Genomic DNA, 14,149 nt, shown 5'->3' on the forward strand with positions numbered 1-14,149 from the left:
GTTTCCAGCCTGTCGGGTCCCCGACAAATTCAGCTGAATCGTCCCGCTGTCACCCTGTTGAGGGGTCTCCTGCCCGCAGCCAATGGGGATGACCAGCAGATATCCGGCCTTAAGTAGACAGCGGATGCCTCGATGAGCGTGCAGGCAGTTGCCTACTTGACTAGCAATAGGTCCCGGCTTGGTCGTCGGGCCCCATTTGTGGGTCCCGCCGGTCGGGGTTCTACCGGTAATGTCCTGGCAAGGGCTTGTGGGAGGCGTGCAGTGGCCCGGAGGGTAAGACCGGCTGGCTGACGAGGGTCGACCGGGATTGCTGCACCAGAAATGAACTCACGAGTAATGTCAGGGCCGACAATTGAGGATTTGATGCAAACTAGTTCTTTAGGGTCCAACGATGGTAAGCGTAGGGAGAATGCCAAAGAGCTTGATCTTCGTGAGACGCGCCTCCGCGCTCTACGGACTCTCCAGCGACTTCGCGTTGCGTGGCTAATCGCTAGCATCCTATGTGTTGGCTTTCTTGGCTGGGCCATGTTCGTTGGAATATGGACGAGCTACAGGGGTCCCTTTAGTGTAATAGGAACGGTCGCAGCGATGTTGTCGACCGTGGCCGCCGCCTATTTTCTGTTGCAGCACCAACCTGGAATCGACGCCGAAAAGTACGATCTTGTGCAACTCCAGTCAGATCGCCTTCGGCTGGCTGCGGAGGCGGCATCTGACACGAGGGCTGCTCTTCGCGTTTACCGAATCGGAGCACTGGATGACATTGACCAATATCGGGCCAAAGCTAAGGTTAGTCGGCGCTATAGCAATTTTCTTCAATGGGCAATTATTGTTGGTTCGGTTGCCGCCACAAGCCTGACTAGCATTACGGCCGGGGCTGCTGCTGCGAGCGCTGAGTGGGTGCGGTGGGTCGCGGCCGGGGTGAGTGCCGTCGTTAGTATCGCAGCGGGTGTGACTGGATTCTTCAAGTTCAGGGAACGCGGATTCAATCAGCAACAGACGGCGGATGCTATGGAGAAGCATCAAAAGGCTCTAGAGTTGGGAATTCGGGAGTACGCCGGAAAGACTGAGGAAGAAGCACTCCGGATTTTTGCTCAAGCCGTCGAGGAGCTTAAGGACGAGCAGCGGAAGCGCGAACTCCAGCTAGAACAGTCTTCGGACCAAAAAGAACCTCGACAGGCGTGAGTCTAGAATAATGACAGCGCCAAGGTTCATCCACGCCGTTGATTTCCGATGTCTCAGCATGCGGTCGCGGCGTCGGACGTGTAGATCATAGGCGAGCCGCTCGCGAGGGGGTGGGTTGAACAATGGAGTTGAAGCTTGGCGTGCTAGTCGATTCTGGCTGCAAGGGGCAGTGATGCTTTAGTTGGCTCGGCTGGCTTAGGATTCGCCCGTGTCGTCGCTGCAGAATCACTTGCAGTCTGTCTGACTGGGTGTCTTCGGAACTTTCGGCTCACTGATCGGACGTGGGCGGACGTCTGCGGGGCGAACCAGAACATTAAAGATTGGTGCACCGTCCCATTTTGGCTGCAATTGTGTGGCTTTGCTCCATCCCCAAGAGTGGTACGCGATTTGGGCAACGGAATTATCGGGGCGGACCAAAAGCGTGGTTCGCGGCTCACCCCGGTTGGCGAGCAGCTCGTCGTGCAGCGCCACCGCAATGCCCTGACGTCGCCGGTCGGGGTGTACCAGCAGTTCGCTGACCGCAAAGGTGCGCTTCCCGTCCTCCTCGGTGAACCCGGGCGGCACAGGCTCGTGGATTCCATCCCACCACCGTGTCTTCGGAGGTAGTGGAAACCCATAGATATAGCCGACCAATGCCGCGTCGACCGTTGCGGTGACCAACTCCCACCCAGCTCGCTGCATATGTAAGTCGAGCTGACGCCGGTAGCGGTCCTCGCTGTAGAACTCGCCTCCACCCGCGTAGACCTCTAGGTAGAGGTCCAAGAGCTGATCGAGGATCTCCCTAGCCCCGTCAGCGCCGTGATGGCGTAGTTGCAGACCCTCGATCACAGGCTCACCGCCTGGTCGTAGGCGTCGACGAATTGGCGGGTCGTCGTGGTCGCCTGCCGTGGAGCCGCCAGACTCCGGCGCACCTGCGCGAGATGTTGGCTCACTCGCTTGGAGTTGATCTGTAGCACGGCAGGCAGGACGTCCAGGGCGATACGTGCCGCCTCGTTGACGTCGCCCTGCTGAAACGTGGCCTCCGAGAGCCGCACCGTGTAGTAGACCTGGTTCCGTCGATGGCTAGGGGAGGGGTTGGTAGTGATTGAGCGCAACGACTGAACAGCGCGCTCGGGTCTGTCGAGGGCAAGGTAGGAGAGCCCTTCGATCCCCTTCAGCTCTTGGGCGTTCACGAAGTGCACGAAACCCTGGTCATCCTCGTGAGAGCCGCGGTCCAACTCCCGGCGAGCCTTGGTCATCTCGCGACTGAATCCGCTGGCATCCCCGAGAACCGCGTATGCAGGTGCCCGTCGTAGGTGCAGCAACGTGGTGAGTCGAGGTGTGGCCCACCCGGCGGATATCCGTAGGGCTGCTTCGGCGCAGTGCAGCGACTCGCCAGGCTGACTCTCGCGGATCAACAGTGACAGGTGCGTGAGGGCACGGACTTCTACCTGCGGGTCGTCCGCGATACGCGCACGAGTGATGGCCTCATGCAGGTACGGCCTCGCCTCATGCCGTCGATCGGCGTCGATGGCGAGCCAGGCGGCCTCGATGGATAGATCAGCCAGGGCGCTTTGGAGCGCGTCGCCGACCTCTCTGGTGTAGCTCGCCCGTGCTGCCCAGGCCGACAGCCTGATCTGCGCCTGTATGGCGATGTCGCAGAGTAGGTCAGCGCCGGCCGCCGCATCAGCCCGCCGGAGATCGGCAACCAGGGAACTCGCTAGCCGAACCTGCTCCATGCCGATGTTTCCCGGCACCTCAGCAGGCGGCCCGGGGAGCAGGTACGTGTGGCCGCCCGCAGCGAGTCCGGCGAGTGCGGCCATTACGTTGAAGCGCCGGCGGTCCGTAACGCCACCCCCTTGGCTTGGTGCCTGTTCCACGTTAACCGCCAAGGCTGCCCGTTCGCCTCGCTCGACCACCTGATCGTCGGCATGTGCGCTGATTGTTCCGCCACCCATGGGGCTTGCGTCGGTCCAGCAATGCTGATCAGGAAGGCGGAACCAGAGGTCTTCCGGCGGCACTCGAAGGATCTTCGCCCAGTGCGCCAGCCGGTCCAGGTGCACCAGCGGTGGCCCATTCTCCACCCGACTGAGCTGCGCCTGCGTGATCCCCAGCCACCCTGCCACCACGGTCTGGGGCAACGCGACGCGCCCGTGGTACGGATGGCACCGGTAAGCCCTGATCACCCGCCCCAGATGCCGCTCCGTGAGCGCCCGCCGGACCGGTTCGTGGTCCCAGAAGCTCGCCGGAACCGTCGGCGGCGCACTCAACCGGTCCCGTTCGGCGGCCTGGCACGGCGTACACCTTCCGCTGCCGTTGTCTCGGGCCAGCCGTCCGCCGCATCGGGGGCAGTTCGAGTGGGTCACCGGCGGCTCCATCCATCCAGCTTCATCGAGCCTATCTATTGAACCCGCTCCGTGGAGGCGCGGTATACGCAGCGCGCATATCGATGATGCTCGCGCCGTCATCCGCAGCCGGACCGCCGGACCGCATCGTCGGTGAAGGCCACCGAAAGGAGCACCATGGTGCTGACCACAACCCGACCGAGCACGGGGAGGGAGCTCGTCTCCGACGAACTCTTCACCCGGCTGTCCGCCCGCATCGCCCACGACCACCCCGAGCTAGCCCCCCATCTGCTGCCCAGGATCCTGGACCAGGCGCTCGCCTTCCTCGGTGCCTGCGCCGTCGCCGCCGAGCCGATCGGTCCGAGCGCCTTGGTCGACATCGGCTGGCACGCGTTCATCCTTCACACCCAGGACTATGCGCAGTTCTGCCACCGCATCGCCGGCCGCTTCATCCACCACGAGCCCGAGCCCACCCCTGACGATGACGTCCCGCAACCGATCGGCGCCCCCATCTCGCGGACGGTCAACGCGATGCGAGCCGCCGGCTTCATCGTCGACGCTGCGCTCTGGACGAATGAGGGCGTGGCCGAGTGCACCCAGTGCCACGCCGGGTGCACTGACAGCCCGACCGGATAGGGCGGGTGACCAGCGGTCCCGGGCATAGACTGCCCGGGACCGCTCGCCGTTGGGAGGGCCGCTGCATGCCACGCCGTCGTCACTGGCACGAGCTTCCCGAGCCGGTACGGGCAGAAGTCGAGCGGCAGACCGGCCCGATCCGTTCGACCGAGACGATCCGCACCGGGGCCGCCTGTCAGGTGGCGGTCACCCTCGACACCGCCGCAGGTCGAGTCTTCTGCAAGGGCGGGGAGTCGACCAGCCCGGCCGCCTGGCTCTACCGCAACGAGGCTCGCGTCAACCCGTGGCTGCCGGAGGCGGCGCCCCGCCTGCTCTGGAGCGTTGAGCGCAACGGGTGGCTACTCCTGGGCTTCCAGCACGTCGCGGGGAGGCACCCCGACCTGGCCCCCGGATCACCCGACCTGCCGCTGCTGGCAGCACTGCTCATCGAGCTGGGTGGCCAACTGACGCCTTGCCCGCCGGTCGCAGTGCGGCCCTTCGCCGAGCGCTGGGACAGCCTGATCGCCCCCGAATTGGTCGAAGGCGACACCCTCCTGCACACCGACATGACGCCCCGGAATTTCCTGGTGTCCACGGGAGAAGCAGGGTCAGCGACGATAGTTCGACTCGTCGACTGGTCCAGCCCCGCCCGTGGCGCCGCCTGGGTCGACGCCGCATTTCTTCTGCTCCGACTCGTTCGCGCTGGTCACACACCGGCTGCCGCCGAGGCTTGGGCGACGCAGATCCCCGCGTACGTCTCCGCACCCGAACAGTCGGTGACTAGCTTCGCCGACGCCCTGACGCGGCTCTGGCGACGCAAGCAGCTTGCCGCGTCGGCACCTCACCACGGCCCGCTCCTGGATGCGGCGCATTGGTGGTCGGCCTACCGGGGGCGCGGCGGCTCGACAAAGCAGACAGGAGACGCCCTCAAGACCATCGAGTCGAGCGCAGCGCCTCGATGACCACGCCCCAACGCCCCGGCCCGTTCACCGAGTTCAACGGCTTCCCATCTGCGACGACCACGCCGGCAGCGCGCAGCACCGCCAGGTGACCCGCATACGCCGGATGGGCGGCCAGCTCCGCCTTGGTGTGCGGAAACGCCACGATCGGCAGCCCCGCCCCCAGCGACTCGTTGAGGACGCCGAGCGCCAGCGTGTCGTTGATGCCCAACGCCCACTTCGTCACCGTGTTGAAGGTGAGCGGCGCGGCCACCACCACATCAGCCGGCGGGTGGGGCTCCGGGTCGCCGGGCATCCGCCACTCCACGCGTACCAGATAGCCGGTCTTGTCTTGCAACGCCTGACGGTCGAGCCACGGCGCGGCGGTCGGGCTGACGATCATGCACACCCGCCACCCGTCGGCGATCAGGAGGTCGACCAGCTCGTCGATGTGTTCCGCCGGGCCCGCGGCGCAGACGACCAGGTACAGCACCGGGCGTTCTGTCATGCCCGCAGTCTGCCCGATTCGACAGTCGCGGCGTCGAGCGCATACCGATCACGTATGCCGCCGACGATCACCGTGACATGCCGTTGTCCCTGGTCAGCCGCGAGAGTCGACGCATGGCCCGGGGCGGGTGCCCTGTCCCGGAGTTGCGCCGGCCCTCAACGGCGCAGCTCCTCCCGCCCCGGTGCCAGCCCATGAATCAACCTCTTGGAGCCGGCATGCCCACCGTGATCGACGACGACCACCCCGCCAATGGGTGCCTGGCCGCTGCCTGGGAGTCGGTCGACGTGCGGGCCGCCGGTGACTTCTGGTGCACAGTCGAAGACCGCCGACCCGGGCTGCTCCCACACCGCGACGCGCCGCTGTTCTTCACCGCGCTGGGCCGCCTCCTGGTCGGCGGTGACGACCCGGCGAACCGGGCGGCGCTGCTCCGGGTGCTCGGCAGCGCGTACCGTCACTTCGACCTGCTCCCGCACGCCACCACCATCGGCGACGCGCTGCTCGCCACTGTGGCCCGCCAAGCTCATCCACTGTGGACGCCGCAGCTCACCGTCGCCGCCGAGCGCGCCCTGTGCCGCGCCGCGCGCGCCGTCCGACGCGCCGCCGCGCAGGCCGGCGACGGCCGGGCCTGGTGGCACGTCGAGGTGATCGGCCATGACCGGCCGTCGCCCGACATCGCCATCCTGACGGTACGTCCCTGGCGGCGGCTGCCCTTCCAGCCAGGTCAGGCCGTTCCGGTCTGCACGCCGCGCCTGCCCGGGCACTGGCGCTGGCTCTCACCGGCCAACGCCCCACGCGCGGAAGGCACCGTCGAGCTGCACGTCCGCGCCGTACCCGCCGGCACCGTCTCCCACCGCCTGGTCCATGAGGTACGCCCCGGCGAGCTGCTCTGGCTCGGCCCACCCGTCGACACCGGGCTGAGCCTCGACCCGGCGAGCACGAGCGATCTGCTGCTCGTCGCCGGTGGCACTGGCCTGGCACCGCTGCGCGCCCTGGTCGAGCAGGTCGCCGCTGCTCCGGACGGCCGGCGGGTGACGCTGATCGTCGGCGCGCGCACCTTCACCGACCTGTACGACTCGATCGCCCTCGACAAGCTGCAATCCGCCCACGACTGGCTGACCATCGTGCCGGCGCTCTCCGACGACCCCTGCGCCGAGCCGGCCGAACAGGGCGACGCCCTGACCATCGCCCTCGAACACCACCAGCCGGGCCAGGACGTCTACCTTTGCGGCCCGCCCGCGATGCTGACCGGCGCGCGGTCACGGCTGATCGACCTCGGCATCCCCGCCGCCCGCATCCGCCTGCCCAGCACCCGGGGCGCCAGACGGTCGGGAGTAGTTCCCCGAGAAGCGTGATGCCTGTCAGTCAGCGTGATGACTCACAGGCATCACGCTCGTCAGGGACAAGGCCACCCGCACCCGGGGCACGCCGGTCGCCCGGCGCATGGTCGGAAAGGTCAGGAGGAGGTGTCGCCGAACTCGCGTACCCCGTCGACGTCCAGCGTGATCCGCCCGTTGTCGATCCACTGGCCGGTGGCGGCGAGCCAGCTCGGGTCGTCGCGTTCGTCGATGGTGCTCCAGCTGTGCCGGTGATGACGTAGCTGGATCGGCCCAGTCGACTGGCCTGGCGCGAGCGTGCCGTCGGTGAAGGTCAGCTCCACCCAGCCGGGGACCGGTGTGCCCGGCGGGGGGCCGGGCGGCGCCGGCGTCGTCATCGCGGAGGGCCCGCCTGGCGGGACGAAGAACTGCACTGTCTGCCGGATCCGGTCACAACCCAGCGCTGCCCAGTCGCAGTTCGGCACCAGCGAGGTGTTGCCGCCCTCGAAGCGCAGGTGATAGCGCACCCGCACCGTGCTCAGGTCGAGTGGCCCGGTGCCGGTGTTTGTCACCTTCAGGAGGTGCTGGATCTGGTTGTTCGTGGGTGACCAGTCCAGGTTGAGGTAGCTGACCGTCGCGCGGCCGGCCGCGGTGCGCACTGTGGTGGTGGGCGAGGTGTCGGAGTAGCCGCCGAGCGCGCGGGCGGCAACCGCTATCCGGTACGTCGTGCCGGGTGCGAGATCGGTCAGCGTGATCGTGGTGTCGGTGGTGGCGCCGAGGAAGCGGTACGTGTTCGGCCCCAGCGGCACCTGCACCTCATAGTTGATCGGCTGCTCCGCGCCGGGCTCGACCCAGGTGGAGGGCGCCCAGCTGAGCGTGAGCTGATGCGGTTCGTTCGAGACCACCGTCGGGGTGCCCGGGGTGCTGATCGCCGGGCCGTCGGCGCGGGCGGCGTTGACGGCGAGCAGGCTCGCCAGCGCGGCGAGGGCGATGGTGGCGGTCACGCGGCGAGCAGGCATAGCCGAATGATATGCACAGGCATCGATGCCAGGGCATCGTCCGTCAGTCCAGTGACGCCAAGGGCGGATCCAGTCCGTTACGCGACGTAGTCGGTTTGGAGATAATGCCTGGTCAGGGGACTACCTAGCGTCAACCCGTCATCACGAACGGCCTCGACGTCGGCGTCGCACCTGCCGCCCCGTCCGGCCTCAGACGGGAGAGAACCTATGCGTACTCAGAACACAAGCCGGCGGTTCGGCGCTCGGGCGTCCGTACTCGTGCTCGGTCTTGTCGCGACCGGAGCGGTGCTCGCCCCGGCGAGCCCGGCGTCCGCCGCGGTCCCCGGCCTGGTGCGGGTCGCCGCGACCAGCGTCAGCAGCTCGGCCGACTACCACAGCGTCACGGCGACGTGCCCGGTCGGGAAGGTGCTCACCGGCACCGGCTACGAACTCAACGGCGTCACCGGCGAGGGCATCGTCGACGACCTGCGCCCCAACGGTGGCGTCGCCACGGCGCCGACAGCTGTCACCGTCGGCGCCTACGAGACCGAGGCGTTCGCGGGGAACTGGTCGGTGACGGCGTACGCGATCTGCGCCAACCCGCTGCCCGGCCTGGTCCGGGTCACCACGGCCGGCGTCAGCAACTCGGTCGACTACCGCAGCGTCACGGCGACCTGCCCGGCGGGGAAGGTGCTGACCGGCACGGGCTACGAGCTGAACGGCGTCACCGGCGAAGGTGTCGTCGACGACTTCCGGCCCAACGGCGGCGTCGCCACGGCACCGACTGCTGTCACCGTCGGCGCGTACGAGTCGGGACGGCGCTGAACTGGTCCGCCACCGCGTACGCGATCTGCGCCAACCCCCTCGCGGGCCTGGTGCGCGCCTCAGCCGTGGGGGCCAGCAACTCCCTCGACTTCCGAAGCGTCACGGCGACCTGTCCGGTCGGGAAGGTGCTGACCGGCGCCGGCTACGAGCTGAACGGGGTGACCGGCGAGGGCATCGTGGACGACTTCCGCCCCAACGGCGGCCCCGCGACCGCCCCGACGTCCGCAGCGTCCGGCGCGTACGAGGAGGACGCGTTCGCCGGGAACTGGTCCGACACGGCGTACGCCATCTGCGCCACGCCGTAACGCTGATGCGTGGCCGCCCCGCACGCGGGGCGGCCACACCCGTGCTCGTTACCGCGATATGGCGTCAGCGGGCGGTCGGCAGGCGTGCCTCGGCCATAGCGTCCGGAGGAGAGGACGCGAGTCGAGGGAGGCCAACATGCGTGATCCTTTGTCGGGAGAGCGAGCCTCGGTCACTGTCCGGGTGGACCGGTGGCGCGCGGGGCTGCCGCCGGACGCGTGGCCCGACATTCTTCCGGCAAGCGGGAAATTCTGCCGGCGCGACGTCTTCGCGGTGGCCGGCGCGTACCGGGCGGGGTCCGCGAGCCCACGGCAACTACTGACGGCCGTGCTGGCCTGGGCTTACGGCCCCATCGGGTACGGCCCGTGGCGCGCCGCAAGGTCGCTCGACGCCGATCCGGAGGGCAAACGCCTGGCGTACGCGCTGGAAGAGGTGTCCACGCCGGCGCCCGACGAGGACGCGCTGCTCACGGCGTACCGCCGCTTCCGCGACCCGGACCACGCTCGCCTGCCCTGGTTGGGGCCGGGCCTGTTCACGAAGGTTCTCTACTTCGTCGGCTACCGGCGCGGGGTGGGCGGCGTGCAGCCCCTGATCCTCGACCGTGTCGTGGCCGGCCAACTTCCCGCCGAGGCGGGTGTCGGCCGGCGCAACGGCTGGTCGTCCGAGGAGTGGCTGGCCTACCTGCGGTGGGCGGCCGAGCAGGCTCGGATCAGGGGAGTGGAGCCGGACGCGGTGGAGATGGCGGTCGTGTCCGACCGGTGAGGTGGCTACCGTGCGGCGCGTAGGCGGGTGTCCAGCGCGTCGAGGTCGGGGACGAACCAGATCTGCCCGCCCTGGTTCGACTCGTGCACCAGGGCGCGCAACGCGGAACTCTCCGCGAGCTGCGCCGAGATGTCGCCGACGACGGCCAGCCGCACCCGGTAGTTGACGAACTTCTGCATCACGTCGCCGGCGAAGCGGGTGCCCAACGAGAAGAAGCGCTCGTCGAGTCGGTTGGCCGGCACGGCCACCACCTGGGCGCCGAGGAACGCCGCCCCGATCAGGTCCAGCGCGTCCTGCTCGGTGGCCACCGGCGGCCCCGCCGGGTCGCAGACCAGCACCGGCACCCCGGCGCGTTCCTGGATCTCGTCAGACATCGTGGACCTCCCGGTCGAGCAGGCCGTTGTCGGCGTTGAGGACGGCATCGAGCAGGTGCAGCAACTCGGCGGTGGCGGCCGGGTCACCCAGGATGATGATCTTCATGCGGTGGCGTTGCTCGTCGTACACGGTCTGCACCCGCAGCGGGTTGGCCTGGTCGTGGGCGGTGTTGGCGCTGGTGAGCACGAGCGTGCCGAGTCGGTCGGCGGCGGCCCGGTCGACGCCGTCGATCTGCACGATGCTCGACACCTCCGCCTGCCTGGCGAGGCTGGGCGCGGCCGGAGCCTGCCCGGTGAGCGCGTCGAGGTCGCTGGCGGCGATCCGGTACTGCTTGCCGATCCGCACCGCGCGCAGCCGGCCCGAGCGGATGTAGCCGCGCACGGTCCGCACGTGCAGGTTGAGCCGGTCGGCCACCTGCTCAACTGAGTATATTTCTTCCGTCATCGTTACTTATGCTACCCGAATAGGGAAGCATGGGGAGTGATTGGGTCGACTCGTTGGCGACATCAGCTCGAAAGGACCCACTGGGACGGCGAGGCCCTGGGGGCGTTCGGCCAGCTAACTCGCTCGCGCTGTCGGACGGTTCCAGTACCGTCTGGGGACCATGGACGCGCTCGGCGACGCCATCATCGGGCGGGATCACCCCGCGGGCCTGCTGCGCGCCGAGCTGGATCGCGCCACCACCAGCCACGGCGGTCTCGCCCTGGTCACCGGCGAGCCGGGCATCGGCAAGACGACCCTCGTCACGTCGGCGGCACGGGAGGCCCGGCAGCGGGGCGCGCTGGTGCTCGGCGCCGCCTGCTGGGATTCCGACAGCGCCCCCGGCTACTGGCCGTGGGTGCAGGTGCTGCGTGCCCTGCGGCGCTCCGCCGACGACTGGGCGGTGGCGCGGCAGTCCGCCGAGCCGGCCCTCGCGGCCCTGCTCGGCCAGTCCGGCACCGGTGGCGAGCAGGCCGGTCGCCTGGCCAGTTGGGCCGGCGTCGACCCCGGCCCGGACACCGCCGACCAGGAGGCGTTCGCGCTGTACGACGCGGTGACCGCCGCGCTGGTCGCCGTCTCCCAGCACCGGCCGGTGGTGGTCGTCCTCGACGACCTGCACTGGGCCGATCCGGCCTCGCTGCGGTTGCTGAGCTTCGCCGCCCAGCACACCTGGTTCGAGCGGCTCCTGCTGATCGGCACCTACCGCGACGCCGAGGTCGAGTCGGGCGAGCATCCGTTGCGCCCGCTGCTGATGCCGCTGGTCGCGAAGGCCACCACGATCACCCTCACCGGTTTCACCCGCGACGAGGTGGCCGCACTGATGACCCGGACCGCCGGCCGGAAGCCCGAGGCCAGCCTGGTCGACGAGGTGCACCGGCGCACCGGCGGCAACCCGTTCTTCGTCGAGCAGACCGCACGGCTGTGGCACGCCGACGACGCGGTCGGCACCATCGCACCCGGCGTGCGGGAGGCGGTGCGCCGCCGCCTGGCCCAGCTGCCCGCCGCCGTGGTGGAGGCGCTGACCGTCGCCGCCGTACTGGGTCGCGAGTTCCACCGTCAGGTCCTCGCCGCCTGCGCGGCCGCCCCGGCGGCGCAGGTCGATCGGCTGCTCGACCGGGCGGTGACCGCCCGACTGGTGGTCACCCGGGGCGGTGGCCGCTTCGCCTTCGCCCACGACCTGGTCCGCGAAACCCTCTACGACGGGCTGACCGACGACGACCGGCGGGCCCGCCATGGCGCTGTCGTCCGGGCTGTCGACGACCTGCGGGAGCTCACTGACCGGCTGATCCCGGCCGACCTCGCCCGCCACGCCTACCTGGCCGGCCCCGCGCTCGACCGGGCCCGGGTGGCCACGCTGCTGGTCGCCGCCGGGCGGGACGCCTTCGCCCGGCTGGCCGGCGACGAGGCGGCGGTGCACTTCCGCCGAGCCCTCGAGGTCGTCGAGGACCCGGCACAACGTGTGCGGATCCTCGTCGAGTTCGCCGAGTCGCACTATCACCACGCCCGCCGGGAAGAGGTCACGCGACTCCTGGCCGAGGCCGCCAAGCTGGCCCGTTCACTCGACGACCCGGTGCTGCTGGCCCGGGTCGCGCTCACAGTGAACCGCTCCCGGCAGGTCGATACCGCCCAGTCGATCGAGTCGGCAGAGTTGGTGCGCGAGGCGTACCGCCGCTTGATCGGCGAACCGGACGCCGCGGCGACGGTCGGCGCCCTGGTCGCGGACCTGATCACCGCCAGCGAGACGATCGCCCGTCGAGGGCAGGACGACGAGGCGCTCACCTTCAGCCTCTGGGCCCGTCACGACACGACCTGGGGGCTCGGCACCGCCGCGGCCCGAGCGGCGCTCACCGCCGAGATCCGGGACGTGGCCCGTCGAACGGGCGACCGGGAAACCGAGCTGTGGGCCACCTCGCTGCGCTGGGTGGCACTGCTGGAGTTGGGCGACCCGCGCTTCGCCGAGGAGCTCACCACCTTCGTCGACGCCGAACGGCAGGGCGACTTCGCCCGGCACCGGATGGCCGCGGCCGTCGACAGCGGGATCATCGCGGCGTTCCAGGGTGACTTCGCCACGGCCGACGAGCGGTTCGCCATCCTCACCGACCAGAGCGACCCGGGCCACACCGAGTTCGGGTTCATGGGCCACCACCTGCGCTGGTCCCGACTGCTGCTCCAGGGCCGGGGCGCCGAGGCCGCCGCGCTGGTGGACGGGCTGGCCCCGATCGACTACCCCTACCGGGAGCTGCTGCGGGCGATCACCGCGGCCGAGCGCGGCGACGGCGAGACGGCGATCCGGCTGACCGCCGGCATCGAGGCCGCCGCCATCCGGTACCCGCGCCCGGTGTCACCGCTCTGGCTACGGCTACGCGCGCAGGCCGCCGCCGCGTCCGCCGACCCGCAGCGCTGCGACGCCGCGCGGGCCGCGCTCGCCCCGCACCGTGGAGAGTGGACGGTAGGGCTCTTCGGCTGCGACATCAGTGGCCCCGTCGACCACTGGCTGGCGCTGATCGACGCCGCGCAGGAACGCTGGGACGACGCCATCGCCGGCTTCACCGCCGCTCGGGACTCCGCCGACCGGCTGGGCTCGCGACCCTGGTCGCTGCTCGCCCGCACCGGCCTCGCGAACGCCCTCTCCGGCCGAGGTCACCCGGGCGACACCGCGACGTCGACAGCGCTGCGCGCCGCCGCCGTTCGGGAGGCGACCGCCCTCGGCATGACGCAGGTGCTCCACCGGCTCGCCGCCCCGACGGCCGCCGACGCCGACCTCCCGGACCGGGCCGCCGGGCCGGCCGAGACCACTGGGCTGGGCCAGGCGGTCGGGTCAGGCCAGATCACCGCGCCGGGCCAGATCACCGCGCCGGGCCAGATCACCGCGCCGGGCCAGATCACCGCGCCGGGCCAGGTTGCTGGTTGGGGCCGGGCCGTCGGGTCGGGTCAGGTCGTCGCGTCCGGCCAGGCCGCGCCGGTCGCGACCGCGATCGAGGGGTACGAGTTTCGGCGCAACGGGCCGGTCTGGCAGCTCGCGTACGACGGTGTCGTGGTGCACCTGCCCGACGCCAAGGGGTTGCACGACCTGCACCTGCTGCTCAGCCGCCCGGGCAGCGACGTACCGGCCGTCGAGTTGCTCGACCCTGCGGCAGGGCCGGAGCTGGTCGCCGCCCGCCGGATGGGGGCCGACCCGGTCCTCGACGACGAGGCGAAGGCCCGCTACCGGCGGCACCTGGCCCGCCTCGACGAGGAGATCGACCGGGCCGCCGCCCGCGACGACGACCGGAAGGTGTCCACGCTGGACGCCGAACGGGGTGCTCTGCTCGACGAGCTGCGTGCCGCGGCGGGCCTCGCCGGCCGGAGCCGCCGCCTGGGCGACGAGGCCGAGCGGGCCCGCAAGACGGTGACCGCGCGAATCCGCGACACGTTGCGCAAGCTGGACGACCGACACCCGGCACTGGCGAGCCACCTGCGCGACTCCGTCTCCACCGGCACCACCTGCCGCTACCTACCCCCCACCCCGCTGCCCTGGCGGCTCTGA

The 14,149-nt window shown here is 69.7% G+C and carries 14 protein-coding genes; 8 read left to right on the top strand and 6 right to left on the bottom strand.

The window, feature by feature from the left end:
- The first annotated feature begins 588 nt into the window (after positions 1 to 588).
- Positions 589 to 1,182, top strand: a complete 594-nt coding sequence (locus ABZS40_RS03520; RefSeq protein WP_354941469.1) for a DUF4231 domain-containing protein — start codon at positions 589 to 591, stop codon at positions 1,180 to 1,182.
- Positions 1,183 to 1,407: 225 nt separating this feature from the next.
- On the opposite strand, the gene ABZS40_RS03525 is transcribed toward ABZS40_RS03520, so the two are convergent.
- Complete coding sequence (locus tag ABZS40_RS03525; RefSeq protein ID WP_354941471.1) at positions 1,408 to 2,010, bottom strand: GNAT family N-acetyltransferase; 603 nt, start codon at positions 2,008 to 2,010, stop codon at positions 1,408 to 1,410.
- Positions 2,007 to 3,527 (bottom strand): helix-turn-helix transcriptional regulator, encoded by a 1,521-nt coding sequence (locus tag ABZS40_RS03530; RefSeq protein ID WP_354941473.1) that lies wholly within the window; start codon positions 3,525 to 3,527, stop codon positions 2,007 to 2,009. The genes ABZS40_RS03525 and ABZS40_RS03530 overlap by 4 nt, the downstream gene beginning before the upstream one ends.
- Positions 3,528 to 3,683: 156 nt before the next feature.
- On the opposite strand from ABZS40_RS03530, the gene ABZS40_RS03535 reads away from it, so the two are divergent.
- Both ABZS40_RS03535 and ABZS40_RS03540 read left to right on the top strand, forming a co-directional pair.
- Positions 3,684 to 4,142: a hypothetical protein gene (locus tag ABZS40_RS03535; RefSeq protein WP_354941475.1), complete on the top strand. Its 459-nt coding sequence runs from the start codon at positions 3,684 to 3,686 to the stop codon at positions 4,140 to 4,142.
- Positions 4,143 to 4,207: 65 nt separating this feature from the next.
- The gene (locus ABZS40_RS03540; protein WP_354941477.1) at positions 4,208 to 5,083 is read left to right on the top strand and encodes a hypothetical protein; all 876 of its coding nucleotides are present in this window, start codon (positions 4,208 to 4,210) and stop codon (positions 5,081 to 5,083) included.
- Here the strand turns inward: ABZS40_RS03540 and ABZS40_RS03545 are convergent.
- Positions 5,049 to 5,567 carry a flavoprotein gene (locus ABZS40_RS03545; protein WP_354941479.1) on the bottom strand — a complete coding sequence of 173 codons (519 nt, stop codon included), beginning with the start codon at positions 5,565 to 5,567 and terminating at the stop codon, positions 5,049 to 5,051. The two genes, ABZS40_RS03540 and ABZS40_RS03545, sit on opposite strands and share 35 nt — an antisense overlap.
- 215 nt (positions 5,568 to 5,782) lie before the next feature.
- Between ABZS40_RS03545 and ABZS40_RS03550 the strand changes: the two genes are divergently transcribed.
- Complete coding sequence (locus ABZS40_RS03550; protein WP_354941481.1) at positions 5,783 to 6,919, top strand: FAD-binding oxidoreductase; 1,137 nt, start codon at positions 5,783 to 5,785, stop codon at positions 6,917 to 6,919.
- A gap of 101 nt (positions 6,920 to 7,020) precedes the next feature.
- Here the strand turns inward: ABZS40_RS03550 and ABZS40_RS03555 are convergent, their stop codons facing one another.
- On the bottom strand, positions 7,021 to 7,899 hold the full coding sequence (locus tag ABZS40_RS03555; protein ID WP_354941483.1) for a cellulose binding domain-containing protein: 879 nt from the start codon (positions 7,897 to 7,899) through the stop codon (positions 7,021 to 7,023).
- Between the two features lie 207 nt (positions 7,900 to 8,106).
- Here ABZS40_RS03555 and ABZS40_RS03560 point away from each other — a divergent pair, with 207 nt between their 5' ends.
- The 3 genes from ABZS40_RS03560 to ABZS40_RS03570 all read left to right on the top strand — a co-directional run bounded on the left by ABZS40_RS03560 (position 8,107) and on the right by ABZS40_RS03570 (position 9,768).
- The gene (locus ABZS40_RS03560; RefSeq protein ID WP_354941485.1) at positions 8,107 to 8,703 is read left to right on the top strand and encodes a hypothetical protein; all 597 of its coding nucleotides are present in this window, start codon (positions 8,107 to 8,109) and stop codon (positions 8,701 to 8,703) included.
- Between the two features lie 125 nt (positions 8,704 to 8,828).
- Positions 8,829 to 9,008: a hypothetical protein gene (locus ABZS40_RS03565; protein WP_354941487.1), complete on the top strand. Its 180-nt coding sequence runs from the start codon at positions 8,829 to 8,831 to the stop codon at positions 9,006 to 9,008.
- Positions 9,009 to 9,144: 136 nt separating this feature from the next.
- On the top strand, positions 9,145 to 9,768 hold the full coding sequence (locus ABZS40_RS03570) for a hypothetical protein (RefSeq protein ID WP_354941489.1): 624 nt from the start codon (positions 9,145 to 9,147) through the stop codon (positions 9,766 to 9,768).
- 5 nt (positions 9,769 to 9,773) lie between these two features.
- Here the strand turns inward: ABZS40_RS03570 and ABZS40_RS03575 are convergent, their stop codons facing one another.
- Entirely contained in the window at positions 9,774 to 10,142 is a 369-nt protein-coding gene (locus ABZS40_RS03575; RefSeq protein ID WP_112725645.1) for a DUF4180 domain-containing protein, read from the bottom strand.
- Positions 10,135 to 10,587 (bottom strand): helix-turn-helix domain-containing protein, encoded by a 453-nt coding sequence (locus ABZS40_RS03580; protein ID WP_354941492.1) that lies wholly within the window; start codon positions 10,585 to 10,587, stop codon positions 10,135 to 10,137. The genes ABZS40_RS03575 and ABZS40_RS03580 overlap by 8 nt, the downstream gene beginning before the upstream one ends.
- A gap of 160 nt (positions 10,588 to 10,747) precedes the next feature.
- On the opposite strand from ABZS40_RS03580, the gene ABZS40_RS03585 reads away from it, so the two are divergent.
- Positions 10,748 to 14,149, top strand: coding sequence for an AAA family ATPase (locus ABZS40_RS03585; RefSeq protein ID WP_354941494.1), 3,402 nt, complete (start codon positions 10,748 to 10,750; stop codon positions 14,147 to 14,149).

Source organism: Micromonospora sp. NPDC005324, assembly GCF_040607155.1.
Taxonomy (GTDB): Bacteria; Actinomycetota; Actinomycetes; order Mycobacteriales; family Micromonosporaceae; genus Micromonospora; species Micromonospora trifolii.